The organism is Microbacterium aurantiacum, from assembly GCF_002872075.1.
GTDB lineage: Bacteria > Actinomycetota > Actinomycetes > Actinomycetales > Microbacteriaceae > Microbacterium > Microbacterium aurantiacum_A.
The window spans coordinates 232,170-256,601 of sequence record NZ_PGGU01000016.1 but is presented as its reverse complement, the minus strand read 5'-3'; the positions used below and the strand labels follow the sequence as shown (position 1 = coordinate 256,601).

At 69.0% G+C, this 24,432-nt stretch carries 22 protein-coding genes; 13 read left to right on the top strand and 9 right to left on the bottom strand.

Annotated features, from left to right (window positions below):
• Position 1: 1 nt before the first annotated feature.
• The 3 genes from xdhB to CUR96_RS11980 form a co-directional block, all read right to left on the bottom strand.
• Positions 2 to 2,395 (bottom strand): xanthine dehydrogenase molybdopterin binding subunit, encoded by a 2,394-nt coding sequence (gene xdhB, locus CUR96_RS11990; RefSeq protein ID WP_102193543.1) that lies wholly within the window; start codon positions 2,393 to 2,395, stop codon positions 2 to 4.
• Positions 2,392 to 3,903, bottom strand: coding sequence for a xanthine dehydrogenase small subunit (locus CUR96_RS11985; RefSeq protein ID WP_102193542.1), 1,512 nt, complete (start codon positions 3,901 to 3,903; stop codon positions 2,392 to 2,394). Before CUR96_RS11985 ends, xdhB begins: the two co-directional genes overlap by 4 nt.
• A gap of 177 nt (positions 3,904 to 4,080) precedes the next feature.
• Entirely contained in the window at positions 4,081 to 4,830 is a 750-nt protein-coding gene (locus CUR96_RS11980; protein WP_102193541.1) for an IclR family transcriptional regulator, read from the bottom strand.
• A 205-nt stretch (positions 4,831 to 5,035) separates the two neighbouring features.
• Between CUR96_RS11980 and aceB the strand changes: the two genes are divergently transcribed.
• The 11 genes from aceB to pucL all read left to right on the top strand — a co-directional run bounded on the left by aceB (position 5,036) and on the right by pucL (position 17,304).
• Entirely contained in the window at positions 5,036 to 6,658 is a 1,623-nt protein-coding gene (gene aceB, locus CUR96_RS11975) for a malate synthase A (RefSeq protein ID WP_102193540.1), read from the top strand.
• Positions 6,655 to 7,908 (top strand): DUF6986 family protein, encoded by a 1,254-nt coding sequence (locus CUR96_RS11970; RefSeq protein WP_102193539.1) that lies wholly within the window; start codon positions 6,655 to 6,657, stop codon positions 7,906 to 7,908. The genes aceB and CUR96_RS11970 overlap by 4 nt, the downstream gene beginning before the upstream one ends.
• A gap of 34 nt (positions 7,909 to 7,942) precedes the next feature.
• The gene (locus CUR96_RS11965; protein ID WP_102193538.1) at positions 7,943 to 8,770 is read left to right on the top strand and encodes a bifunctional allantoicase/(S)-ureidoglycine aminohydrolase; all 828 of its coding nucleotides are present in this window, start codon (positions 7,943 to 7,945) and stop codon (positions 8,768 to 8,770) included.
• A 188-nt stretch (positions 8,771 to 8,958) separates the two neighbouring features.
• Entirely contained in the window at positions 8,959 to 9,762 is an 804-nt protein-coding gene (locus CUR96_RS11960) for a hydroxypyruvate isomerase family protein (protein ID WP_102193537.1), read from the top strand.
• A 62-nt stretch (positions 9,763 to 9,824) separates the two neighbouring features.
• On the top strand, positions 9,825 to 10,703 hold the full coding sequence (locus CUR96_RS11955; RefSeq protein WP_102193536.1) for a 2-hydroxy-3-oxopropionate reductase: 879 nt from the start codon (positions 9,825 to 9,827) through the stop codon (positions 10,701 to 10,703).
• Between the two features lie 23 nt (positions 10,704 to 10,726).
• Entirely contained in the window at positions 10,727 to 12,523 is a 1,797-nt protein-coding gene (gene gcl, locus CUR96_RS11950; RefSeq protein WP_102193535.1) for a glyoxylate carboligase, read from the top strand.
• Positions 12,486 to 15,005 (top strand): allantoinase AllB, encoded by a 2,520-nt coding sequence (allB, locus tag CUR96_RS18850; protein ID WP_348639579.1) that lies wholly within the window; start codon positions 12,486 to 12,488, stop codon positions 15,003 to 15,005. The genes gcl and allB overlap by 38 nt, the downstream gene beginning before the upstream one ends.
• Positions 15,002 to 15,490 carry a thioredoxin-dependent thiol peroxidase gene (gene bcp / locus CUR96_RS11940; protein ID WP_102193533.1) on the top strand — a complete coding sequence of 163 codons (489 nt, stop codon included), beginning with the start codon at positions 15,002 to 15,004 and terminating at the stop codon, positions 15,488 to 15,490. Before allB ends, bcp begins: the two co-directional genes overlap by 4 nt.
• A 3-nt stretch (positions 15,491 to 15,493) precedes the next feature.
• Positions 15,494 to 15,991, top strand: a complete 498-nt coding sequence (gene uraD / locus CUR96_RS11935; protein ID WP_102193532.1) for a 2-oxo-4-hydroxy-4-carboxy-5-ureidoimidazoline decarboxylase — start codon at positions 15,494 to 15,496, stop codon at positions 15,989 to 15,991.
• On the top strand, positions 15,988 to 16,344 hold the full coding sequence (gene uraH / locus CUR96_RS11930; protein ID WP_102193531.1) for a hydroxyisourate hydrolase: 357 nt from the start codon (positions 15,988 to 15,990) through the stop codon (positions 16,342 to 16,344). Before uraD ends, uraH begins: the two co-directional genes overlap by 4 nt.
• A 6-nt stretch (positions 16,345 to 16,350) precedes the next feature.
• Positions 16,351 to 17,304, top strand: a complete 954-nt coding sequence (gene pucL, locus CUR96_RS11925; protein WP_245861228.1) for a factor-independent urate hydroxylase — start codon at positions 16,351 to 16,353, stop codon at positions 17,302 to 17,304.
• Positions 17,305 to 17,346: 42 nt separating this feature from the next.
• On the opposite strand, the gene CUR96_RS11920 is transcribed toward pucL, so the two are convergent.
• Both CUR96_RS11920 and CUR96_RS11915 read right to left on the bottom strand, forming a co-directional pair.
• Complete coding sequence (locus CUR96_RS11920) at positions 17,347 to 17,808, bottom strand: hypothetical protein (RefSeq protein ID WP_102193530.1); 462 nt, start codon at positions 17,806 to 17,808, stop codon at positions 17,347 to 17,349.
• 27 nt (positions 17,809 to 17,835) lie between these two features.
• Positions 17,836 to 18,753 carry a DUF808 domain-containing protein gene (locus tag CUR96_RS11915; RefSeq protein ID WP_102193529.1) on the bottom strand — a complete coding sequence of 306 codons (918 nt, stop codon included), beginning with the start codon at positions 18,751 to 18,753 and terminating at the stop codon, positions 17,836 to 17,838.
• 195 nt (positions 18,754 to 18,948) lie between these two features.
• Between CUR96_RS11915 and msrA the strand changes: the two genes are divergently transcribed.
• Complete coding sequence (msrA, locus tag CUR96_RS11910) at positions 18,949 to 19,494, top strand: peptide-methionine (S)-S-oxide reductase MsrA (protein WP_102193528.1); 546 nt, start codon at positions 18,949 to 18,951, stop codon at positions 19,492 to 19,494.
• A 117-nt stretch (positions 19,495 to 19,611) separates the two neighbouring features.
• Here the strand turns inward: msrA and CUR96_RS11905 are convergent, their stop codons facing one another.
• The 4 genes from CUR96_RS11905 to CUR96_RS11890 are packed head-to-tail and all read right to left on the bottom strand — an operon-like array spanning position 19,612 to position 23,516.
• The gene (locus CUR96_RS11905) at positions 19,612 to 20,421 is read right to left on the bottom strand and encodes an alpha/beta fold hydrolase (protein WP_102193979.1); all 810 of its coding nucleotides are present in this window, start codon (positions 20,419 to 20,421) and stop codon (positions 19,612 to 19,614) included.
• 39 nt (positions 20,422 to 20,460) lie between these two features.
• The gene (gnd, locus tag CUR96_RS11900; RefSeq protein WP_102193527.1) at positions 20,461 to 21,510 is read right to left on the bottom strand and encodes a phosphogluconate dehydrogenase (NAD(+)-dependent, decarboxylating); all 1,050 of its coding nucleotides are present in this window, start codon (positions 21,508 to 21,510) and stop codon (positions 20,461 to 20,463) included.
• Positions 21,511 to 21,525: 15 nt separating this feature from the next.
• Positions 21,526 to 22,110, bottom strand: coding sequence for a gluconokinase (locus tag CUR96_RS11895; protein WP_102193526.1), 585 nt, complete (start codon positions 22,108 to 22,110; stop codon positions 21,526 to 21,528).
• A 2-nt stretch (positions 22,111 to 22,112) separates the two neighbouring features.
• On the bottom strand, positions 22,113 to 23,516 hold the full coding sequence (locus CUR96_RS11890; protein ID WP_432612425.1) for a GntP family permease: 1,404 nt from the start codon (positions 23,514 to 23,516) through the stop codon (positions 22,113 to 22,115).
• A 168-nt stretch (positions 23,517 to 23,684) separates the two neighbouring features.
• Here CUR96_RS11890 and CUR96_RS11885 point away from each other — a divergent pair, with 168 nt between their 5' ends.
• Entirely contained in the window at positions 23,685 to 24,395 is a 711-nt protein-coding gene (locus CUR96_RS11885) for a FadR/GntR family transcriptional regulator (RefSeq protein ID WP_102193524.1), read from the top strand.
• Positions 24,396 to 24,432: the final 37 nt, after the last annotated feature.

The window sequence follows — 24,432 nt, the reverse complement described above, 5'->3', positions numbered from 1 at the left end:
ATCAGCGCGCGGCCGCGAGTTCGGGCTCGGGCTCGGCGCGGTCGGCGCGCGGGTCGGCGGCAGGATCGGCCGCCTGCTGCGCCGAGCGGACGGCCCAGAACACGGCCTCCGGAGTGGCGGGTGAACCGAGCTCGACCGTGCGTCCTGCCGGGCCGAATGCGGCGACCGCTTCGCGCAGCGCCTCGCGGGCACTGAACGCGAGCATGAACGGCGGTTCGCCGACGGCTTTCGAGCCGTACACGGCACCGTCTTCGCGGGCGTTCTCGAACAGGCGCACGTGGAACTGCTCGGGCATCTCCGAGAAGCTGGGCAGCTTGTACGTCGACGCGGACTGGGTCTGCAGGCGGCCGCGATGCGGGCCGTCGCCGGTGTCCCAGCGCAGCTCCTCCAGGGTCAGCCAGCCGGCGCCCTGCACATAGGCGCCCTCGATCTGACCGATGTCGAGCATCGGAGAGAGCGAGTCGCCGACGTCGTGCACGATGTCGACCCGGCGCAGCGTGTACGCGCCGGTGAAGCCGTCGACCTCGACCTCGGTCGCCGCGGCCCCGTAGGCGAAGTACTTGAACGGCGAGCCCTGCATGATCTCGGGATTCCAGTGCAGGCCCTCGGTGCGGTAGTACCCGGCTGCGAACAGCTGCACCCGCTGCAGGTATGCGGCGTTGGCGACCTCGCCGAAGGTGAGGCGCTGAGCGCGGTTGCCGAGGCCGGTCACGAAGCCGCCCTCGAACTTCACGTCACGCGCGTCGACGTTGAGCAGTCGGCCGGCGACGCCCGCCATCCGCTCGCGGATCTGCTCGCACGCGTTCTTCACCGCGCCGCCGTTGAGGTCGGCACCCGACGATGCGGCTGTGGCCGAGGTGTTGGGCACCTTGTCGGTGCGCGTGGGAGCCAGGCGCACCTGGTGCAGCTCCAGCCCGAGAGCGGTCGCCGCCACCTGCATCATCTTCGTGTGCAGGCCCTGTCCCATCTCGGTGCCGCCGTGGTTGATGAGGACGGAGCCGTCCTTGTACACGTGCACGAGGGCGCCGGCCTGGTTGAAGGCGGCGAAGTTGAAGGAGATGCCGAACTTGACCGGGGTCATCGCGAGCGCCCGCTTCACGTGCGGGCTCGCGGCGTTGAACGCGGCGATCTCGGCGCGGCGCGCCTCGACATCTGCCTCGCTGTGCAGCTGATCCCAGATCGTCGTCATCCGGTCGGCATCCTTCACCAGCTGCCCGTACGGGGTCGACTGACCCGGCCGGTAGAAGTTCTTCCGGCGCAGCTCGAGCGGATCGATGCCGAGGGCGGGAGCGACCCGGCCCAGGATGTCCTCGATGAGGAACACGCCCTGCGGACCCCCGAATCCGCGGAACGCGGTGTTCGAGGCCTTGTTGGTCTTCACGATCCGTCCGTGGGCGTGCACGTTCGGGATCCAGTAGGCGTTGTCGAGGTGGCAGAGCGCGCGCCCGAGCACCGGCTCGGACAGGTCGAGGCTCCATCCGCCGTCGCACGTGAGCACGGCATCCAGTCCCTGCAGTCGGCCGTCGGTGTCGAAGCCGACCTTCCATTCGATGAGGAAGGGATGCCGTTTGCCGGTCATCGTGATGTCCTGCGTGCGGTTCAGGCGCAGCCGCACCGGGCGGCCGGTGAGCTTCGCTCCCAGCGCGGCGATCGCGGCGAACCCGTGCGGCTGCATCTCCTTGCCGCCGAACGCGCCGCCCATGCGCAGCGACTGCACGGTGACCTCGCTGGCCGAGATCCCGAGCACATGCGCGACGATGTCCTGCGTCTCGGACGGATGCTGCGTCGAGCACTGCACGAAGTACTGGCCCTCGGAATCGCGAAGCGCCAGCGAGGCGTTCGTCTCGAGGTAGAAGTGCTCCTGGCCGCCGAACTCGGTGACGCCTTCGAAGACGTGCGCTGCGGCTGCCAGTGCGCTCGCCGCATCCCCTCGCTCCACCGTGCGGGCGATGCCCTGATACGAGCCGGCCTCGATGGCCTCCCGCACGGTGATCAGCGACGGCAGCGGTTCGTACTCGACAGTGACGCGCTCGGCACCGAGGCGGGCGGCCTCCTGCGTCTCGCCGAGCACCCAGACCAGGGCGTGCCCGTAGAACATCGCCTCGCTGGGGAAGAGCGGCTCGTCGTGCTTGATGCCGGCGTCGTTGACCCCCGGCACGTCGTCGGCGGTGAGCACCCGCACGACGCCCGGGACCTCGTAGGCGCCGGAGACGTCGACGGTGACCTTCGCGTGCGCGTTGGTGGACTGCACCGGCCAGGCGGTGAGCACGCCGGCGGTGTGCGCGGCGAGGTCATCCGTGTACATGGCCGCCCCGGTGACGTGGAGGGCGGCGCTCTCATGCGGCGCGCGTACTCCGACGACGGGGTTGGCCGGGCGATCGGCGAGAGCGCTCATGCCGGCACCTCCTTCGAATCGATGACCGTCGTGCTGTACAGCTTCAGCAGCGCGGTGTTCAACATGAGCGAGCGGTATCCCGCGCTCGCGCGATGGTCGGACATCGGGGTGCCTTCACCGCCGAGGACCTCGGATGCCGCGCGCACGGTGGCGATGTTCCACGGCCGGCCGATCAGGGCGTCCTCGGTCGCGCGGGCGCGGAGCGGCGTGGCCGCGACGCCGCCCAGTCCGATCCTGGCGGCGGTGACGACCCCGTCCTGGATGTCGAGTGCGAACGCGATGGCGACGCTGGAGATGTCGTCGAAGCGACGCTTGGCGATCTTCTGGAAGGACGTCACCCGTGCCAGCGGTCGCGGGATGCGGATGGCGCGGATCAGCTCGTCCGGACGCCGCACGGTCTGGCGGTAGCCGGTGAAGTACTCGGCGAGGTCGACCTCGCGCTCGACGATCCCGGATGCGCCTGCTCCTGGGGCGGATGCCAGGACGAGGCGCGCCCCGAGGGCGAGGAGCGCCGGCGGTGTGTCGCCGATCGGCGAGCCCGTGCCCAGGTTGCCGCCGAGCGTCCCGCGGTTGCGGATCAGCCGGGAGGCGAACTGGGGGAACAGCTGGGCGAGCAGCGGCACGGTGCCGTTGAGGCGCTGCTCGATTTCGGACAGCGCCAGCGCGGCGCCGATCTCGATATGGCCTTCGGCGCCGGAGGCGACGTCATCGGTGACGGTCAGGGTGCGCAGCTCGTCGAGCTGCTCGATGGCGATGACGAGCGGTGCGCGACGGCCGCGGATGTTGACCTCGACTCCCCAGTCGGTGGAACCGGCGACCAGCAGGGCGTCCGGTTCGTCGCGCAGCATCCGCAGCGCGTCGTCGAGCGAGGCGGGGCGGACGAACCGGGCGCCGTCGATCTCGGCATCCGTGGGCACCGCGCGGGGCGCCGGTTCCGCGAGGCGCTGCTGCAGGGGATCGTCCTGCTCGGGCGAGCCCAGCGTGTACGCGGCGTCGCGGATCGGCCGATAACCGGTGCAGCGGCAGAGGTTGCCGCTGAGCGCGTGCAGGTCGAAGCCGTTGGGCCCGTGCTCGGCGTCGTGCTCCGAGCATCCCTCGTCGTGCTCGTCGAGCGCCGGGGGTGTGCGGTCGCTGCGGTAGAACTCGCCCGCCATGCTGCAGGCGAAACCCGGAGTGCAGTATCCGCACTGCGATCCGCCGGCCTCGGCCAGCTTCTCCTGCACAGGATGCAGTGCCTCTGTGGTTCCCAGGCCTTCGGCCGTGACGATCTCCTGCCCGTTCAGGGCATAGACCGGAACGAGGCAGGCGTTCACCGGCGTCCATGCCGTGCCTCCGTCGGGGGTCGGCGTGGCCAGCAGCATCGCGCAGGCGCCGCATTCGCCCTCGGCGCAGCCCTCCTTGCTTCCGGAGAGCCCGGAATCGCGCAACCAGTCGAGGGCGGTCGCGTGAGCAGCGGCGCCGGCGAGCGGGCGGCGCCGGCCATTGACGTTGACGGCGATGTCATTCATGGAAGATCTCCTCAGATCCGGCGGTGGTGCGGGGAGCAGCTGCCGGATGCCGACTCGAGTGATGCGAGTCTATGCTTCCGGCCGTCCCTTCTCCATCGAGAGTTCAGCTGACACTATTCCATGATTCGGAAATGCGATTCTGAACTATGGAAAGAGTATGCCGGTCTGAGGATGTGGTCAAGTGGCGAGGGCGGAGATCTCCGCGACGATCTCGCGGAGCACGGGTACCGACCGCTCAGCGAAGCCTTCGTCGACGCGCGCGACCGGGCCTGACACCGACACCGCGGTGGGCACCGGCATGTCGGGAACTGACATCGCGTAGCAGCGCACGCCGATCTCCTGCTCGCCGTCGTCGATGGCGTATCCCCGCTCCCGGGTCAGCGCGAGGTCGGCCAGCAGGGCCTCGATGGAGTCGAGGGAGCGCTCGGTGGCGCGTGGCATGCCGGTGCGCGCGATGATCTCGCGGACGGCGTCGTCGCCCAGCTGCGCGAGGATCGCCTTGCCGACGCCGGTCGAGTGCAGGAAGGAGCGGCGGCCGACCTCGGTGAACATCCGCATTGCGTGGGGCGATGGGGCCTGCGACACGTAGATCACCCGGTCGCCGTCGATCGTGGCGAGGTTCGCCGTCTCGCCGAGGCGTTCGACGAGGTCCTTCAGCTGCGGCATCGCGATCTGCCCGAACTTGCGGTTCGCCACTTCGCCCAGGCGCACGAGCTTCGGGCCGAGCGCATAGCGGCGGTTCGCGAGCTGACGGGCGTATCCGAGGGAGACGAGTGTGCGGAGCAGCCGATGGATCGTCGGCAGCGGCAGGTTGGCCGACGTCGACAGCTCGCTCAGGGTGACATCGCCGCCGGCGTCGGCGATGAGTTCGAGCAGGTCGAAGACTCGGGCGACGGACTTGACGCCATCGGTTGCGCCTGCGGGCATGCGGGGACCTCTTGTCTGCGGCAACTATCCGCATCGTGGAAATGATCTGTCGAACAGGCTATCCCATCGCCGGATTGCAGAGCAGATGGAACGGGCGGGACTCGAGCGGACGGGGCGCTGCTCTTGAAATTCCGTATAGTGGAGGTTAATATCCACATAACGAACAACGGACTACAGCTCGCGCCAACGAAGGAGGAGCGGTCGCATGACCATCCAGATCACCCGTGAATGCCGCATCGACGGCGCCGACGACATTCTCACCGCGGATGCGCTCGCCTTCGTCGAGGAGCTGCATCGCCGCTTCGACGCCCGGCGCCGGGAACTGCTCGACGCCCGTCGGGAGCGCCGTGATGAAGTCGTCCGCACCGGCCGCCTCGACTTCCTGCCGGAGACCGCTCACATCCGCGAGTCCGAGTGGCAGGTCGCCCCCGCACCCGAGGCGCTGCAGGATCGAAGGGTCGAGATCACGGGACCTGCCGCCCCGCCCAAGATGGCGATCAACGCCCTCAACTCGCAGGCGCGGATCTGGCTCGCCGACCTGGAGGACGCCGCCAGCCCGACATGGGAGAACGTCGTCGCCGGCGTCAAGAACCTGAGAGACGCCGCCCGTGGCACTCTCGCGTACACGTCGCCGGCGGGCAAGGCCTATGCGCTGCGCACCGACGTGCATCGGCCCACCGTCGTCGCCCGCCCGCGTGGCTGGCACCTGCCGGAGCGGCATGTGCTGATCGACGGTGAGCCGGGCAGCGGTGCGCTGGTCGACTTCGGGCTGCACTTCTTCCACACCGCCCGTCAGCTGATCGCCAACGGCCACGGACCGTACTACTACCTCCCGAAGATGGAGAGCCACCACGAAGCACGGCTCTGGAACGACATCTTCGTGCACGCGCAGAACGCCCTCGGCATCCCGCAGGGCACGATCCGCGCCACCGTGCTGATCGAGACGATCCCTGCGGCGTTCGAGATGGATGAGATCCTCTACGAGCTCCGAGACCACGCCTCGGGTCTCAACGCCGGGCGCTGGGACTACCTGTTCAGCCTGATCAAGGTCTTCCGCGACCAGGGCGAGGCGTTCGCGCTGCCCGACCGCGCCGACGTCGCGATGACGGCGCCGTTCATGCGCGCCTACACCGAGCTCCTCGTCAAGACGTGTCACCGCCGCGGTGCATTCGCCATGGGCGGGATGGCCGCCTTCGTGCCCAACCGCAACGACCTCGATGCGACCAGAGCGGCGTTCGAGAAGGTGCGCGCCGACAAGACGCGGGAGGCGAACGACGGCTTCGACGGGTCCTGGGTCGCGCATCCCGACCTCGTCCCGGTCTGCCGCGAGGTCTTCGACGAGGTCCTGGGCGAGCGGCCCAACCAGCTCGACCGCCAACGTCCCGAGGTGTCGGTCACGGCCGATCAGCTTCTGGATGTGGCATCCGCCTCCGGAAGCGTCACCGAGACCGGCCTGCGCACCAATCTCGCCGTCGCCGTCACTTACACGGCGGTGTGGCTCTCCGGGAACGGCGCCGTCGCGATCAACAACCTGATGGAGGACGCGGCGACCGCCGAGATCTCCCGGTCGCAGGTCTGGCAGCAGCTCCGCAACGGGGTGCGGCTCGCCGACACGGGGGAGCAGGTGACGCCGGCCCTGGTCGAGCGTCTGCTCGCCGAGGAGGTCGCCACGCTGCGCGCGGGAGTGCCGGATGCGGAGTTCACGGCATACTACGAGCCGGCGACCCGCCTCGTCTCGACGATCTGCCTCGACGACGACTACGTCGACTTCCTCACGCTGCCCGCCTACGACCTTCTGGTGCACGCCGAGCATGAGGCGATCGCGTGAGCACCGTCCTCGGTGCCGCTGATCTGCTGCGCGTGGAGAAGCGTCTCGCAGCGACCGACGAGCTGCTCGAGACGGCGTACCCGGGTGACGACGGATCACGCCAGCCGGTGCACACCGTCTACGTGCCGGCCGACGTGTTCGCTCCCGATCTCGCCACGCAGTGGGGCGCGCAGGCGCTCGCCGCGGTCGATGACATCGGGGGGATGACGCGGCTCGCCGAACTCGTCGGGGTCGCACCGTCGCTCGTCGAACGCGTCGCGGACCGGGTCGTCGCGAAGCTCGTCGCCGAGCCGATCGAAGACCTCCGCCTGGACTTCGAAGACGGCTACGGCGACCGCGGCACCGCCGAGGACGCGGATGCCGAACGGGCCGCTGCCCTGGTGTCGGCCGCCGTCGTTGCGGGGACCGCACCGCCCTTCATCGGCATCCGCTTCAAATGCTTCGAGAAGCCGACCCGCGCCCGGGCGCTGCGCACCCTCGACATCTTCGTGGGCGGGCTGATGGACGCGGGCGGGCTGCCGGACGGACTGATCCTCACACTGCCGAAGGTGGCGACGACGGCGCAGGTCGAGGCGATGGCCGACGTCGCTGAGGCACTGGAGCGGGCGCACGGCCTGGCGCCGGGGCGTCTGCGCTTCGAAGTGCAGGTGGAGACCCCGCAGCTCGTGCTCGGACCTGATGGGCGCTCGCCGCTGGCGCAGTTGCCGCTGGCCGCTCCTGGACGGATCTCGGCCCTGCACTACGGCACGTACGACTACAGCGCGTCACTCGGCATCGCCGCGCACTGCCAATCCATGGAGCATCCGGTCGCGGACCTGGCGAAGGAGATCATGCAGCTCGCCGTCGCCGGCACCGGCCTCCGCCTGTCCGACGGCTCGACGAACATCCTCCCGCTCGGCGAGAACGCCGACGAGGCGTGGAAGCTGCATGCACGACTCGTCAGGCGATCGCTCGAACGCGGCTTCTATCAGGGGTGGGATCTGCACCATCATCAACTGCCGACGCGATACCTGGCGAGCTACGCGTTCTACCTCGAGGGGTACCCCGAGGCTGCGGCGAGGCTGCACGCCTATCTCGCGCAGACGGCGGGCGCGGTGCTCGACGAGCCGGCGACGGCCCGCGCGCTCGCCTGGTTCGTGCTGCGCGGCGTGCAGTGCGGAGCCATCGACGTGGCAGAGGTGCGCGCCGACATCGACATCGACGTCGACGGGCTCACCGCCCTCGCCCACCCCCGGCTCGCGCACGTCTGACGAGCGAACGACCACCCGACACCCGAGGAGAATCATGGGCTACTACACGCCGGCCGGCGGACTTCCCGGCCAGAGCGAGCTGCTCACCGACCGCGCCATCGTCAAAGAGGCGTACACCGTCATCCCGAAGGGGGTGATGCGTGACATCGTCACGAGCAATCTGCCGGGCTTCACGCAGACGCGGTCGTGGATCATCGCCCGCCCGATCGCGGGCTTCGCCACGACGTTCTCGCAACTGATCGTCGAGATCCAGCCGGGAGGGGGCGCGGCTCATCCGGAACCGGAGGCCGGGGTCGAAGGGGTGGTCTTCGTCACCACCGGCGAGCTGACGCTGACCATCGCGGGGGAGCAGCACGTGCTCGGCGAAGGGGGTTACGCGTACCTGGCGGCGGGCGAGAGCTGGTCGTTGTCGAACGACGGGTCCGCGCTGACCTCGTTCCACTGGGTGCGCAAGGCCTACGAGAAGGTGCACGGCATCGACGCACCGCCGTCGTTCGTCACCCGCGACCAGGACGTCGAACCGCGCGCGATGCCGGACACCGGCGGTGCCTGGGCGACGACGCGGTTCGTCGACCCGGATGATCTCGCGCACGACATGCACGTGAACATCGTCACATTCCAGCCCGGCGGCACGATCCCGTTCGCGGAGACGCACGTGATGGAGCACGGGCTCTTCGTGCTCGAGGGCAAGGCGGTGTACCGGCTCAACGACGACTGGGTCGAGGTCGAGGCGGGCGACTTCATGTGGCTCCGCGCGTTCTGCCCGCAGGCCTGCTACGCGGGCGGACCCGGCCCGTTCCGCTACCTGCTGTACAAGGACGTCAACCGCCAGGTCATGCTCACCACCCCCGGTGGGGCGTAGCCGCGCAGCATCCGCAGCACCCTCGAACGCCTCGCACTCCTCGGACTGCGGGGCGTTCGTGCGTCGGTCGACGGCGCTCGCGAAGGTCTCCGCGCACGGTTGACGCGACTCTTTCGGTCGCCTATAGTTTCATCTAGTAGAAACTGTCTTCCGTATTACGGAAATCACAAACGGGAAAGCGAGTGACGATGACGTACACGGTGAACTGCTCGATCCTCCTCACGGAGCTGCCCCTGCTCGAGCGCCCTGCCGCCGCGAAGGCGGCCGGCTTCGACGCCGTCGAGTTCTGGTGGCCCTTTTCGACGTCTGTGCCGCTCGACGCCGACGTCGACGCCTTCATCGCCGCCGTCCGCGACGCGGGGGTCCGCCTGAGCGGCCTGAACTTCAACGCCGGCGACATGCCGGGCGGCGACCGCGGCCTGCTGTCCTGGCCGGCGCGCGGCTCCGAGTTCCGCGACAACCTCGCAGTCGTCGCCGGCATCGGCGACATCCTCGGCACCAAGGGGTTCAACGCCCTCTACGGCAACCGCATCGTCGGGGTCGACCCGGCGGCGCAGGATGCGGTCGCGGTGGAGAACCTCGCCGCGGCGGCCGCCGCCGTAGCTCCCATCGGCGGCACCGTCCTGGTCGAGCCGGTCAGCGGCGCCGACCGGTACCCGCTGCGCACCGCGGCCCAGGCGCTCGATGTCATCGACCATGTGCGCACCGCGACCGGCGCGCGCAACCTCGCCCTCCTCGCCGACTTCTACCACCTCGCCGTCAACGGCGATGACGTGGCCGCGGTGATCGAGGAGCACGCCGCCTCGTTCGGCCACATCCAGATCGCGGACAACCCCGGCCGGGGCGCTCCCGGCACCGGAACGCTTCCGATCGACGCCTGGATCGCCCGCAGCCACGAGCTCGGATACGACGGCTACATCGGTCTCGAGTACAAGGCGCCCATCGAGACCGCCTTCACCTGGGCGACCGAGAGCGTCAGCGGAACCCGCTGACCATCCACCCCCATCGACTCGGCGGCAGCAACCGCCTCCCCACTCCGTACAGAAGGAACATCATGAGCAGCATCGCAGTCATCGGCCTCGGAATCATGGGCCTGCCCATGGCCAGGAACCTCCTCACCGCCGGCCACTCCGTCACCGGATACAACCTCACCCAGGACCGCATCGACGCGCTCGTCGCCGCGGGCGGGCGGGGAGCCGCCAGCATCGCGGATGCCGTGGCCGACGCCGACATCATCATCACGATGGTCCCGGACTCGCCGGATGTCGCGGCCGCCGTCCGCGGCGAGGACGGCGTCTTCGCGAACGCCCGCCGGGGCGCGCTGTGGATCGACGCCTCCAGCATCCGCCCCGATGTCGCCAAGGAACTCACCGAAGAGGCGATCGCCGGCGGCCTGCACGCCGTCGACGCGCCGGTCTCCGGCGGAGAGCAGGGCGCGATCGACGCCGCACTGTCGATCATGGTCGGCGGCAGCGACGCCGACTTCGCCGCGGCACTCCCCATCCTCGAGGCCGTCGGCAAGACCGTCGTCCATGTCGGCCCGGCCGGCGCCGGACAGACCGTCAAGGCCGCGAACCAGCTCATCGTCGCGGTGAACATCCAGGCGCTCGCCGAGGCGATCATCTTCCTCGAGGCGTACGGCGTCGACACCGATGCCGCGCTCAAGGTGCTCGGCGGCGGCCTCGCCGGCTCCAAGGTCCTCGACCAGAAGGGGCAGAAGATGCTCGACCGTGACTTCGCCCCCGGTTTCCGCCTCGCCCTGCACAACAAGGACATGGGCATCATCACCGCCGCCGCACGACAGGCCGGCATCACCATCCCGCTCGGAGCCCACGTGGCCCAGCTCGTCGGCTCGACCGTGCAGCAGGGCGACGGCGGCCTCGATCACTCCGGGCTCTTCAAGCTGACCGCCGCTTTCGCCGGCCGCAGCTGACCCTCAGACGACAGGAGACTCTCATGACTCGCATGCGTGCGGTGGATGCCGCCGTGGCCATCCTGGTGAAGGAGGGCGCCACCGAGGCGTTCGGCCTTCCCGGGGCGGCGATCAACCCGTTCTACTCCGCGATGCGCGCCAACGGCGGCATCCGGCACACTCTCGCCCGTCACGTCGAGGGCGCCGCCCACATGGCGGACGGCTACACCCGTTCCGCCGACGGCAACATCGGCCTGTGCATCGGAACGTCCGGCCCCGCCGGCACCGACATGATCACCGGGCTGTACGCCGCCTGGGCGGATTCGCTGCCGATCCTCTGTATCACCGGCCAGGCGCCGGTGGCGAAGCTGCACAAGGAGGACTTCCAGGCGGTCGACATCGAGACCATCGCGAAGCCGCTCACCAAGATGGCGATGACCGTCCTCGAGGCCGCTCAGGTTCCCGGCGCCTTCCAGAAGGCGTTCCAGCTGATGCGCGAGGGTCGGCCGGGGCCGGTGCTCATCGACCTGCCGATCGACGTGCAGCAGACCGAGATCGAGTTCGACATCGACACCTACGAGCCGCTCCCGGTGGCCAGGCCCGCTGCATCCCGCCGTCAGGCCGAGAAGGCGATCGACATGCTCACCGCGAGCGCACGCCCGCTGATCGTCGCCGGTGGCGGCATCATCAACGCCGGCGCGTCGACGCAGCTCGTCGAACTGGCCGAGATTCTCGGCGTGCCGGTCATCCCGACCCTGATGGGCTGGGGCACGATCCCCGACGACCACGAGCTGAACGCCGGGATGGTCGGCCTGCAGACCTCGCACCGCTACGGCAACCAGACGATGCTCGCGGCCGACTTCGTCATCGGCATCGGCAACCGCTGGGCGAACCGGCACACCGGAAGCGTCGAGAAGTACACCGAAGGACGCACCTTCGTGCACGTCGACATCGAGCCGACGCAGATCGGCCGGGTGTTCGCGCCCGACTTCGGGATCGTGTCGGATGCCGGGGCGGCGCTGGACGCCTTCCTCGAGGTGGCTCGTGAGCGGCGTGCCGCCGGCACACTGCCGGACTACTCGGCGTGGGCGGCGAAGAGCCGCGAGCGCAAGGCCACTCTGCAGCGCAAGACGCACTTCGACAACGTGCCGATGAAGCCGCAGCGCGTCTACGAGGAGATGAACCGTGCCTTCGGCAAGGACGTCACCTACGTCACCACCATCGGCCTCTCGCAGATCGCCGGCGCCCAGCTGCTGCATGTGTTCGGACCCCGCCGGTGGATCAACGCCGCGCAGGCGGGGCCCCTCGGCTGGACCGGGCCCGCCGCCCTCGGCGTGGTCCGCGGCAAGCCGGGGGAGACCGTGGTCGCGCTGTCCGGCGACTACGACTTCCAGTTCATGATCGAAGAGCTCGCCGTCGGCGCGCAGCACAAGCTGCCGTACATCCATGTCGTGGTGAACAACAGCTACCTCGGCCTCATCCGCCAGTCGCAGCGCCCGTTCGACATGGATTACCACGTGTCGCTCGCGTTCGACAACGTCAATTCGCCCCACGTCGAGGGCAGCACCGCGAACGGCTATGGCGTCGATCACATCAAGGTCGCCGAGGGGCTGGGCTGCAAGGCGATCCGTGTCGAGCGCCCGGAGGATCTGGCCGCGGCGTTCGCCGAGGCGCAGTCGCTCATCGACCGGTTCCAGGTGCCCGTCGTCGTCGAGGCGATCCTCGAGCGCGTGACGAACGTGCCGATGGGCGCCGAGATCGACAGCATCAACGAGTTCGAAGATCTCGCGGTCATGCCGGAGGATGCTCCGACGGCGATCCTCTCCCTCGCCAGGGTCTGACATGCGGCTGGTCATCGCTCCGGACAAGTTCAAGGGGTCGCTCACGGCCCCCGAGGTGGCCGAACGGGTCGCCTCTGGGGCTCGTCGAGCCGATCCCTCGATCGAGGTCGTCGCCATCCCCGTCGCCGATGGCGGCGAGGGGACCCTGGATGCCGTGCTGGCGGCCGGGTTCGAGCGGCGCACAGCGGTGGTGGCCGGTCCCACGGGTGAGCAGGTCGACGCGGCGTTCGCTGTGCGCGACGGCGAGGCTGTCATCGAGATGGCGCGGGCCTCCGGGCTCGACCTGCTGCCCGACGGGCGCAAGGATGCGCTCGGCGCGACGAGTCTCGGCACCGGTCAGCTCGTGCGAGCGGCGCTGGATGCCGGATGCCGGCGTATCGTGCTGGGGATCGGCGGCAGCGCCTCGACCGACGGCGGCGCCGGCCTGCTGCAGGCGCTCGGCGCGCGCTTCCTCGACGATGCGGGTCGCGAGCTCCCGGTCGGGGGCGGCGCCCTTGCGGGCCTGGCAGAGGTCGATCTGAAGGGCCTGGATCCGCGTCTGGCCGAGACGGAGATCACCCTGGCGAGCGACGTCGACAACGTGCTCGTCGGGCCGTCGGGTGCCGCAGCGGTCTTCGCTCCGCAGAAGGGTGCCTCGCCGGCCGATGTCACCGTGTTGGATGCCGCACTCGCGCGTCTGGTCGAGGTGCTCGCCGCGACCGGCGATGCGCTGGCCGTTCCCGCCGCCGAAGCGTCATCGCGGGCCGGCGCCGGAGCCGCCGGCGGTGTCGGCTTCGCCGCGATCGCACTCGGCGCGAAGAGGCGCGCGGGCATCGACGTCGTCCTCGAGATGACAGGTCTGGCCGATCGTCTGCGCGGGGCTGACGCCGTCATCACCGGAGAAGGCAGCCTCGACGAGCAGAGCCTGATGGGCAAGACCCCGGTCGGCGTCGCGCGTGCCGCAGCCGCTGCCGGTGTTCCCGTGTACGCGGTGTGCGGGCGCACCACGCTCTCCGCAGAGGTCGTCGCCGATGCCGGTTTCGCCGGGGTGCGCGCGCTCTCGGAGCTGGAGCCGGATCCCGAGCGGAGCATGAAGAACGCCGGAGTGCTGCTCGAAGAGCTCGCAGAGAGTATGGTGCGGGCCATGCCGGTGCCACGCTACGACGTCGTCCTTCGCGGCCGCGCGCTCATCGACGGCGCATTCGCGGATGCCGAGATCGGCGTGCGCGCTGGCTGCATCGCTCGGATCGCTCCTGCCGGGGCCGAACTGGATGCCGACCACATCGTCGAACTCTCCGCTGACGAGGTGCTGCTGCCGGGCCTGGTCGACACGCACGTGCACGTGAACGAACCCGGCCGTACCGAGTGGGAGGGCTTCGAGTCCGCCACCCGCGCCGCCGCAGCCGGCGGCGTCACCACCATCGTCGACATGCCGCTGAACAGCATCCCGCCGACCGTCTCGGTCGCAGCCCTCGACGAGAAGCGTGCCGTCGCCGATGGCCGCGTCTTCGTCGACGTCGGATTCTGGGGCGGTGCCGTTCCGGGCAATCTCGCCGACCTGGCGCCGTTGCACGACGAAGGCGTCTTCGGGTTCAAGTGCTTCCTGCTGCCGTCGGGCGTCGACGAGTTCCCCGACCTCTCGGTGGAGGAGATGCGTCAGGCGATGGCGGTGCTGGCCGGCCTCGGCTCGATGCTCATCGTGCACGCCGAAGACGCGCACATCATCGAGGAGTCCATCCAGGCGGGCAGTCGAGACTACGCGCCGTTCCTCGCCTCGCGCCCCCGGTCCGCCGAGGACGCGGCGATCGCCGAGGTCATCCGCGGCGCGGTGGACACCGGCGTCCGGGCGCACATCCTGCACCTGTCCAACGCCGATTCGCTGGGCCGGATCGCCGCGGCCCGCGTCGACGGCGTCGATCTGAGCGTCGAGACTTGCCCGCACTACCTGACGCTCGCCGCCGAGGACATCCCGGCGGGGAACACCGCGTTCAAGTGCTGCCCGCCGATCCGCGAGAAGGGCAACCGCGACGAGTTGTGGCGCGGGATCGCGGACGGCACGATCGACTTCATCGTCTCGGACCACTCGCCCTCGACGCCCGAGATGAAGTTCGCCGGCGACGGGGACTTCGCGGTCGCTTGGGGCGGCATCGCGTCACTGCAGCTGGGGCTTCCTCTGGTGTGGACCGAGGCGCGCCGGCGTGGACTCGCCCTCGAGCACGTCGTGGCACTCATGGCCGAGAAGCCGGCGGCTCGCGTCGGACTGGCCGACAAGGGCCGCATCCGCGAGGGCAGCGCCGCCGACTTCGTCGTCTTCGCCCCCGAGGAGACCTTCACCGTGGATGCCGCCGCGCTGGCGCACCGGCATCCGATCACCCCCTACGACGGTCGCGAGCTGAGCGGTGTCGTGCGGACGACCTACCTGGCCGGGATTCCGGTCGAGAAGGACGTTCCGCGCGGACGGCTGCTGCGTCGCGCCGGTATCGAGAATGGAGCACGCTCATGATCAACTCCTCAGAAGAACTGGAGGTCGGTCAGACCGCCCCCGACTTCTCCCTCACCGACGCGACCGGCACGGTGCGCACCCTCGCAGAGCTGCGTGGCACGCCTGTGATCGTGTACTTCTACCCGGCCGCCTTCACACCCGGGTGCACGACCGAGGCATGCGATTTCCGTGACAACCTCGGTTCGTTCCAGAGCGCGGGGTATGCGGTCATCGGGATCTCGCCCGACCCGGTCGCGAAGCTCGCCGAGTTCGCGGCGGCGGAGCAGCTGAGCTTCCCGCTGCTCTCCGACGAGGATTCCGCCGTCGCCAGGGCCTGGGGCGCGTGGGGGCAGAAGAAGCGCAACGGGCGGACCTTCGACGGGCTGATCCGGACGACCGCCGTCATCGACGCCGAGGGTGTCGTGTCGTCGATCGAGTACAACGTCGACCCGGAGGGTCATGTCGCCCGTCTTCGCGAATCGCTCGCGGTGCAGAGGGGAGCGTGACGGATGCTGCTCGACGAGTTCAATCGCGCGGATCGGGGCGATGCGATCGCCGTGCTCCGACCGTGCGTCGACGTGACGCGGTGGTGCGAGGGCATCGCCGACCGTCGTCCGTACGCCACCGTCGACGATCTCATGATCGTGGCCGGCGAGGCGGCGGATCCCTTCATCGCGGAGGAGATCGAGGCCGCGCTGGCGCACCATCCGCGGATCGGCGAGCGCGCCGACGGTGATAGCCGGGAGGCGGCGATGTCGCGCTCCGAGCAGACCGGGGTGGACCCCGCCGACTCCGAGGTCCAGCAGGCGCTTCGTGAGGGGAACCGCCGGTACGAGGAGCAGTTCGGCCGGGTCTTCCTGATCCGTGCCGCCGGCCGCAGTGCGCAGGAGATCCTGTCGGCTCTGCGGGATCGGCTGCAGAATGATGCCGTCGCCGAGGAACGCGTCGTCGCAGGTCAACTGCGCGAGATCGCATTGCTCCGATTGAAGGGAACCGTGACCGCATGACCGCATCGCCGTCGAACGTGTCGCACATCACCACGCATGTGCTCGATGCCGCCCAGGGGCTCCCTGCCCCGGGTGTGGCGGTCCAGTTGTCCGCTCTCCGTGACGGGGAGTGGCAGCTCCTGGCCGAAGCCGTGACCGATGCCGACGGCCGAGCGAAGCAGCTCGGCCCGGAGACCGTCCCCGCCGGCACCTACCGCCTCCGGTTCGACACCGGCGCGTACTTCGCGAGCCGAAGCACCCCGACCTTCTTTCCCGAGGCTCAGCTCACCTTCGTCATCGATGACGAGACGCGGCACTATCACGTGCCCCTGCTGCTGAGCCCTTTCGCCTATTCGACCTACCGAGGAAGCTGAACCATCATGACCGACACCCTGACTCGTTCGACGGAGACCGAGATGACGACCACGACCGACCGCATCGTCCTGGGCCACAACCAGTACGGAAAGGCGGAGGTGCGCGTCGTCAAGGTGACCCGCGACAGCGATCGGCACGAGATCGAAGACCTGAACGTCACTTCGCAGCTGCGAGGCGATTTCCAGGCCGCCCATCTGGCCGGCGACAACGCGCACGTCGTGGCCACCGACACGCAGAAGAACACCATTTTCGCCTTCGCCCGTGACGGCATCGGCTCGCCGGAGAGTTTCCTGCTGCGCCTGTCCGATCACTTCACCGGCGAGTTCGCCTGGGTCGACGGCGGGCGCTGGCTCGCCGAGAGCTACGCCTGGGATCGCATCCGGGTCGACGGTGCCGAGCACGATCATTCCTTCGTGCGCAACGGGCAGGTCACGCGCACCGCGGTCGTCGTCGCGGACGGCGCGCGGCGGCACATCATCGGAGGGCTCAAGGGCCTGACCGTGCTGAAGACCACGCAGTCGGGTTTCGTCGGCTACCCGAAGGATCGCTACACCTCGCTCCAGGAGACGACCGACCGCATCCTCGCGACCGACGTCACCGCTCGCTGGCGATACGCGGAGGGCGAGGAGGCGCGCGAGCTCGACTTCACGGCGATCTACGACGACGTCAAGCGCCTGCTCCTCGAGGAGTTCACGCGCCGCTATTCGGCGGCCTTGCAGGCCACGCTGTTCGACATGGGCCGTCTCGTGCTCGAAGCGCACCCCGAGATCGCCGAGATCCGCCTGTCGATGCCGAACAAGCACCACTTCGTCGTCGATCTCTCCCCGTTCGGACTCGACAACCCGAACGAGGTCTTCTTCGCCTCCGACCGCTCCTACGGCCTGATCGAGGCGACCGTGACTCGCGAGGGACAGGCCGAGGTTCCGCAGGCATGGGAGGCGGCGACCGCGTTCTGCTGAACAGCGCTGCACGCCCTGAGGCTCATGACGACAGCATGAGCCTCAGGCGCGCGGCGGTGCTCTGCGTGACCGGGCGATGATGATCACGGCGATGATGGCGAGTACCGCGCTCACAAGAGGACCGACGCCCACGATGAGATAGGGCGACTTATCCTCGATGAGGGGGTCGATTAAGGGGCGCAAGGAAATAGGCGCGAGGAACAACGGGATGAGCACCTGCAGGGCGGCGGAGATGGTCGACCAGACCAGAGCAATGCGGGATCCGCGGTGAGCGAGGACGCCGATGTAGATCGTGGCAGCGACAAGGACGGCGGCGAGTCCGCCGAGTACCAGGGGGACGTGAGCGAATGCTCCGCTCATGCCTTCTGCGCCGAGCATCGGGAAACCAGTGGTCAGCGAGGACCACGCAAGAATGGCCGGCCCGAGAGCGGAAACCCAGACGAAGAACGCAGCACCCAGGTTGGTCGACGTCGCCGAAGGAGCGGGGCGCACAGCATCGGTCACGCGAGACTCCTTCGATCGTGAGGCCTGTCAGACGTGAACGTCTGCCGGGGACTCCTCACCCTCGTGGAAATTCGGCTTCTTGCCCAGCATCCGCGCGATCAGCAGTACCACTCCGACGATCGCGAGACCGAGCACGAGGCCGGCGATCGCGGAGAAGAGCGTGTCGCCGATCCAGACCACTACGGCTCCGAGCGGTTCGAGGGCGTGCTCGATGCCGTGCAGGATGTCTGCACCGAAGTGCACACCCACCTCGGCGAGGTTGACGAGCACGAGGTGGCCGCCGACCCAGAGCATCGCGACGGTGCCGAGGATGCTGATGAAGCGGAACACGGCGGGCATCGAGTTCACGATGCGGTTGCCGGTGCGGACGACGTGTGCGGTGCCGCTCTGGGCCATCCGCAGGCCGATGTCGTCGATCTTCACCAGCAGCGCCACCGCACCGTAGACGACGCCGGTCATCAGCAGGGCGATCACGGAGAGCACGGCGAGGGTCATCCAGATGCCCATGCCCGCGTCGAGCCCGGCGAGCGAGATGAGCATGATCTCGGTCGAGAGGATGAGGTCGGTGCGCACGGCGCCGAGCACGAGCCGCTTCTCGTCGCGGGATTCCTCCTCGCCGTGCCCGTGCTGCACGCCGAACCACTCGAGCACCTTCTCGGCGCCCTCGAAGCACAGATAGGCGCCGCCGATGATGAGCAGGTACGGCAGCACGAAGGGCGCGAAAGCCGTCAGCAGAAGCGCCGCCGGGATGATGACGAGGAACTTGTTCGCGAGCGAGCCGAGGGCGATCTTGCCGACGACGGGCAACTCGCGCGCGGGCGTGATGCCCTGCACGTACTGCGGCGTCACGGCGGCGTCGTCGATGACGACACCCGCGGCCTTCGCGGATGCCTTGAGCGCTGCGCTCAGGATGTCGTCGACGACGGCGAGCAGACCAACCGACATGTGTCCCCCTGTATCTGGATCCGGTTAGCAACTCTATCCACGTCGGATGGCGCGGCGAACGCCCGAGAGTGCGCTTCGGCGCGGGAGGGACGAGACTGGTGATGCGTCGGGACCAAAACGAGGCATCCGTGCGTTGTACCCCATGGTGCCGCGAGCCGGCGGCATCAGAGGCACCAGCATCGAGGAGCAGACACCATGAGCGACACCGGAAACATCACCCGCACCCCTGGTACCGAGACGGCGGTCCTCGCCGGCGGATGCTTCTGGGGCATGGAAGATCTGATCCGCCGTCAGCCGGGCGTGCTCGGCACGCGCGTCGGCTACACCGGCGGCTCGAACGATCACGCCACCTACCGCAATCACCCCGGGCACGCGGAGGCCGTCGAGATCGTCTTCGATCCCACGAAGACGACCTACCGCGACATCCTCGCGTTCTTCTTCCAGATCCACGATCCCTCGACGCTGAACCGCCAGGGCAACGACATCGGCTCGAGCTACCGCTCGGCGATCTTCCCGCTCTCGCCCGAGCAGGAGCAGGTCGCGCGCGACACCATCGCCGACGTCGACGCATCCGGTCTGTGGCCGGCGAAGGCCGTGACCGCGATCGAGCCCGAGGGCCCGTTCTGGGAGGCCGAGCCCGAGCACCAGGACTATCTGATCCGCTACCCGAACGGCTACACCTGCCACTTCCCGCGCGCCGGCTGGGTCCTGCCGCGGCGCGAGGAGGCCGCGACCGCCTGAGTGCCGCCCCACGAGGCGACATCATCCGCACGAGGCGACACGTCGTACGTGGTGTCCCATGCGGAACGTGTCGCCTCGTGCGCGCCGACGCGCGACGCGCGCCTCGGCGTACGGGCGTCAGCCCTCCGCGAGGAACGCCAGCGCCGCCTCGCGGAACGCCCGCGAACCCGGAGCGTTGAAGTGGTTTCGGTCCGGGATCTCGAAGAAGCGTCCCTGCGGGGCGGCGGATGCGAGATTCCGGGAGCCTTCGATGATGGCGTCCTTCGACCCGGTCGCGAACAGGATCGGCTGCGGCGGAGCATCCGCCGGATCCGGGTCGATGGTCCGCGACCTCCGCATCCCCTCCGCCAGCGCGACGAGTGCCTGCAGGTCATTGCCGGCGACGCGCTCGGTGAGGGCGATGTAGTTCTGCGTCGTGGGGTCCTGCACCGGCGTGCCGTCGGCGACGAACGCCCGCACCTGGTCGAGATTCAGGCGGGCCAGGGGGATGCCGTCCGGCACGCCGCCGAGCACCGCCCGGCCGATCCGCTGCGGAAGGTCGCGGACGACCTCCCAGCCGACGCGCGCGCCGAGGGAGTATCCGACGTAGAGCGCATCGTCGACGAGGTACGCATCCATCACCGCCTCGACGTCGGTCGCGAGCGTGCGGATGGCATAGTCCGCCGGCAGATGCGGCTTCTGACTCAGGCCGTGGCCGCGCTGATCGAGGGCGAGCACCCGGTATCCGGCGCGCGTGAGGTCGCGCACCCAGCCGGTGAGCACCCAGTTGTCCCGGGCGTTCGACGCGAAGCCGTGCACGGTCACGATCACCGGGGCATCGAGTTCGCCCCAGGTGTACGTCGCGAGCCGGACGCCGTCGCTCGCATACACATGCTGCGGCTCCGGCATCGTGGTCAGGTCGGAGAGAGGAAGGGCCACGTCATCCATCATGGCCCTTCCCACCCGACTCGGGCTCGCGATGTCGTCTCAGTCGGCCTTCTTGCCACCGGCTTCGAGCACGTCACCGGCCGGGAGCTCCTGATGCCCGCCGAACTGCTGGCGCATCGCAGAGAGCACCTGGTTGGCGAAGTGATCCTCGTCGCGTGACGCGAAGCGCTCGAACAGCGATGCGGCGAGCACCGGAACCGGCACACCGATGTCGACGGCGGCCTTGACGGTCCACCGGCCCTCGCCCGAGTCGGAGACGCGGCCGGCGAGTCCGTCGAGGGTGGGGTTCGCGTGCAGCGCGGTGGCGGTGAGATCCAGCAGCCACGACGAGATGACCGAGCCGCGACGCCAGAGCTCCGAGACCTTCGCCGTGTCGATGTCGAACTGGTAGAACTCCGGCTCCTCCAGCGGCGCCACCTCGGCGGAGTGCTCGGCCTCGCGGATGCCGGCATCCGCGTTCTCCAGGATGTTGAGCCCCTCCGCGAACGCGGCCATGATGCCGTATTCGATGCCGTTGTGCACCATCTTCACGAAGTGCCCGGCGCCGGCGGGGCCGCAGTGCAGGTAACCGAGTTCCTCGGGGGCGAGTTCGCCTTCACGGCCGGGAGTGCGGGGGATCTCTCCTGAGCCGGGAGCGATGGTCCGCAGGAGCGGATCGATCGTGGCGACGGCGGCGTCCGAGCCGCCGACCATGAGGCAGTAACCGCGTTCGAGGCCGAACACTCCTCCGCTGGTTCCGACGTCGACGTAGTCGATGCCGCGCTCCCGAAGGGCCGCCGCCCGCCGCACGTCGTCGCGGTAGTTGGAGTTGCCTCCGTCGATCAGGATGTCACCGGGCTCGAGCAGCCCGGCGAGCTCATCGACGACGCCGCCGGTGAAGCCGGCCGGGATCATCAGCCAGATGGCGCGGGGTGCGCTCATCGACGAGACGAGGTCGGCGAGGCTCGCAGCGCCGGTCGCCCCGTCGGCGACGAGGGTCGCGACGGAATCCGAGTTCACGTCGTAGGCGACGCACTCGTGCCCCTCCCGCATGATGCGACGCGCGATGTTGGCGCCCATTCGGCCGAGGCCGACCATTCCCAGTTGCATGACTGCTCCTTCGTCTCAGTCGGCCAGCAGGCCGTCTTCGTTGTACTCCGGTGCCGGCAGCGCCTCGAGGCGCAGTCGGCGCATGATCTCCTTGACCTCATCCTTCGGCCGGCGGCCGAGCTCGACGATGACGCCGTTCTCATCGTCCTCCAAAGGCTCCAGGGTCGCGAACTGCGATCCGAGCAGCGTGCTCGGCATGAAGTGGTCGAGACGGCTGTTCAGCCTCGCGGCGATCGCCTCGCGGGTTCCGTCCAGGTGCACGAACGCGACGCCGGGCCCACTCAGGCGGTCGCGGTAGGCGCGGCGCAGGGCGGAGCAGGTGATGATTCCGGGAGTCCCGGATGCCGTGTGCAGGTGGATCCAGGCGGCGATCCGGTCCAGCCAGGGCCAGCGATCCTCATCCGTGAGCGGCTCGCCGGAAGCCATCTTGGCGACGTTCTCGGCGGGGTGGAGGTCATCGCCCTCCTCGAGGTCCCAGCCGAGGCGGCCGGCGAGCATCCCGGCGACGGTGGACTTTCCGGAGCCGGAGACGCCCATCACCACCAGCACGATCGGCGGATCGGGTCGGACCTTCTCGGACGCTGATTCGTTCGTCGCCATGGTCACACCACCAGGTCCAGCAGGAGCACGCCGGCGAGGCCGACGACCGAGATGAGGCACTCCAGCACCGTCCAGGTCTTGAAAGTCTGGGGGAGGCTCGTGCCGAGATACTGCTTGACGAGCCAGAAGCCGGCGTCGTTGACGTGGGAGAGGAACACCGAACCAGAGCCGATCGCGAGCACGAGGAGTGCGACCTCAGGGCCGGGAAGCGTCGCGGCGACCGGTGTCATCAGCCCTGCCGCCGTGATGGTGGCGATGGTCGCGGATCCGGTCGCGATCCGGACGAGCACCGCGACGAGCCAGCCGAGCAGCAGCACGGAGATGCCGCTCTCGAGGACGGCCCGGGTGATGACCTCGCCGATGCCGGTATCGATCAGCACCTGCTTGAAAGCACCGCCGGCGCCGACGATGAGCAGGATAGCCGCGATCGGCGGGAGGCTGCTCTCGAGCGAGTGCGCGACGGATGTGCGGTTCATCCTGCCGCCGGCGCCGAGGACGAAGATGCCGAAGACGAGAGTGATGAGCAGTGCGATCGTCGGCGTTCCGACGAAGTCGATGAAGCCCTTCCAGGCATCGGCCGACTCGGGCGCGAAGACTGCGGCGATGGCCTTCGCCATCATCAGGATCACCGGCAGGAGGATGCTGGCGAGCGCCGCGGCGAACGAGGGGCGGGGACGCCGGGTAACGTCCTCTCCTTCGTCCTCGGCGGTGATGAACATGTCCGGCACCGGCACCGGTGCCCACCGGGCGGCGAAGCCGCTGAACAACGGTCCGGCGACGATGATGGTCGGGATGGCGATGATCACGCCGAAGGCGAGGGTGAGCCCGAGGTTCGCGCCCAGGGCGTCGATCGCGATGAGAGGACCCGGATGCGGCGGCACCAGGCCGTGCATCGCGGAGAGGCCGGCCAGGGTGGGGATCGCGATCTTCATGAGCGCGACGCCCGAGCGGCGGGCCACGAGGATGATCACCGGGATGAGGAGCACGAGCCCGATCTCGAAGAACATCGGCAGGCCGATCACGGCGCCGACGACGCCCATCGTCCAGGGCAGTGCGCGGGGGCTCGATCGGGCGACCAGCGTGTCGACGACGCGGTCCGCACCGCCGGAGTCGGCGAGCAGCTTGCCGAACATCGCCCCGAGGGCGATGAGTACGCCGACCCCGCCCATCGTCGAGCCGAACCCGGTCGCGAAACTGGTGAGGGCCTGGTCGGTCGCCATTCCCGCACCGATGCCGACGCCGAGCGCGCCGATCGTCAGGGCGAGGAACGGATTCACCTTCAGCCAGGTGATCAGCACGATGATGACGGTGAAGCCGATGAGCGCAGCGGTGATCAGCTGAGCATCCGAGCCGACCGGCACGATCGGCGCAGGATCGGCCATCGGCAGAAGTGACAAGGGAACCATGGTGTTCCTCTCCATTGAGGGATGTGCAGCGAGAGCGACTGCGCTTCCGTCTGATATTTGAGACTACGGTAGCCAAATAGTATGACTATTGCAAGGAACAATCAAAAATAACAAGGTTTTCAAAGTGCTGGGTGGGGAATGATCGGTCTTGTCCCGTACTCTGACGGCATGGCCCAGACTCCGCTGCACGACGTGATCGTAGAGCGCTGGGGCGCCGACATCGGGGCCGCCCGCCGCCCGCCGGGCAGCCGGATCGTGATGGAGCAGGCCGTGCTCGAGTTCGGGGCATCCCGCAGCGCGATCCGTGAGGCCGTGCGCGTGCTCGAATCGCTGGGCATGGTGGAGTCCCGCCAGCGCGTGGGCATCACGGTGCTGCCTCCACGGTCGTGGAGTCCCTACGACCCGCGTGTGCTGCGCTGGCGTCTGGACGGACCCGATCGCGTCGAGCTGCTGCGGAGCCTCAGCGAACTGCGCGGGGCCGTCGAGCCCGTGGCTGCGCGGCTCGCGGCCGAGCGCGCCACTCCGGAGCAGTGCGGCGCGCTGGCCGCCGCGGTGATCGGAATGGCCTCGACCGCGCGTGCGGCCAACGCCGACGAGTACCTCGGCCACGACATCGACTTCCATTCCGTGCTGCTGCAGGCATCGGACAACGTGATGCTCGCGAGCCTCGGGTCCATCGTCATCGCGGTGCTCGAAGGGCGCACGCACCATGCACTGATGCCATCCGTCGCCGAAGCCGCGGCTCTCCAGCTGCATGCAGACGTCGCCGCCGCCGTGCAGTCCGGAGACGCAGCGGGGGCGGAGCGGGCGATGCGCGCGATCGTCGCCGAGTCGACGGATGCCATGGTCGAGATGGCGGACTCCTCGGGCGGCGCCTGAACGCGGAGAACGCCGGGGGATGCGGATCCCCCGGCGT

Excerpts from the sequence above, each read along its gene's own strand:
- gcl (WP_102193535.1), top strand. The coding sequence starts at position 10,727 with ATGACTCGCATGCGTGCGGTGGATGCCGCCGTGGCCATCCTGGTGAAG.
- gnd (WP_102193527.1), bottom strand. The coding sequence starts at position 21,510 with ATGCAACTGGGAATGGTCGGCCTCGGCCGAATGGGCGCCAACATCGCG.
- CUR96_RS11985 (WP_102193542.1), bottom strand. The coding sequence starts at position 3,903 with ATGAATGACATCGCCGTCAACGTCAATGGCCGGCGCCGCCCGCTCGCC.
- CUR96_RS11895 (WP_102193526.1), bottom strand. The coding sequence starts at position 22,110 with ATGGCGACGAACGAATCAGCGTCCGAGAAGGTCCGACCCGATCCGCCG.
- CUR96_RS11890 (WP_432612425.1), bottom strand. The coding sequence starts at position 23,516 with ATGGTTCCCTTGTCACTTCTGCCGATGGCCGATCCTGCGCCGATCGTG.
- aceB (WP_102193540.1), top strand. The coding sequence starts at position 5,036 with ATGACCATCCAGATCACCCGTGAATGCCGCATCGACGGCGCCGACGAC.
- bcp (WP_102193533.1), top strand. The coding sequence starts at position 15,002 with ATGATCAACTCCTCAGAAGAACTGGAGGTCGGTCAGACCGCCCCCGAC.
- CUR96_RS11905 (WP_102193979.1), bottom strand. The coding sequence starts at position 20,421 with ATGGATGACGTGGCCCTTCCTCTCTCCGACCTGACCACGATGCCGGAG.
- pucL (WP_245861228.1), top strand. The coding sequence starts at position 16,351 with ATGACCGACACCCTGACTCGTTCGACGGAGACCGAGATGACGACCACG.
- msrA (WP_102193528.1), top strand. The coding sequence starts at position 18,949 with ATGAGCGACACCGGAAACATCACCCGCACCCCTGGTACCGAGACGGCG.
- xdhB (WP_102193543.1), bottom strand. The coding sequence starts at position 2,395 with ATGAGCGCTCTCGCCGATCGCCCGGCCAACCCCGTCGTCGGAGTACGC.
- uraD (WP_102193532.1), top strand. The coding sequence starts at position 15,494 with ATGCTGCTCGACGAGTTCAATCGCGCGGATCGGGGCGATGCGATCGCC.
- CUR96_RS11965 (WP_102193538.1), top strand. The coding sequence starts at position 7,943 with ATGGGCTACTACACGCCGGCCGGCGGACTTCCCGGCCAGAGCGAGCTG.
- uraH (WP_102193531.1), top strand. The coding sequence starts at position 15,988 with ATGACCGCATCGCCGTCGAACGTGTCGCACATCACCACGCATGTGCTC.
- CUR96_RS11955 (WP_102193536.1), top strand. The coding sequence starts at position 9,825 with ATGAGCAGCATCGCAGTCATCGGCCTCGGAATCATGGGCCTGCCCATG.
- CUR96_RS11960 (WP_102193537.1), top strand. The coding sequence starts at position 8,959 with ATGACGTACACGGTGAACTGCTCGATCCTCCTCACGGAGCTGCCCCTG.
- allB (WP_348639579.1), top strand. The coding sequence starts at position 12,486 with ATGCTCCGACGGCGATCCTCTCCCTCGCCAGGGTCTGACATGCGGCTG.
- CUR96_RS11915 (WP_102193529.1), bottom strand. The coding sequence starts at position 18,753 with ATGTCGGTTGGTCTGCTCGCCGTCGTCGACGACATCCTGAGCGCAGCG.
- CUR96_RS11885 (WP_102193524.1), top strand. The coding sequence starts at position 23,685 with ATGGCCCAGACTCCGCTGCACGACGTGATCGTAGAGCGCTGGGGCGCC.
- CUR96_RS11980 (WP_102193541.1), bottom strand. The coding sequence starts at position 4,830 with ATGCCCGCAGGCGCAACCGATGGCGTCAAGTCCGTCGCCCGAGTCTTC.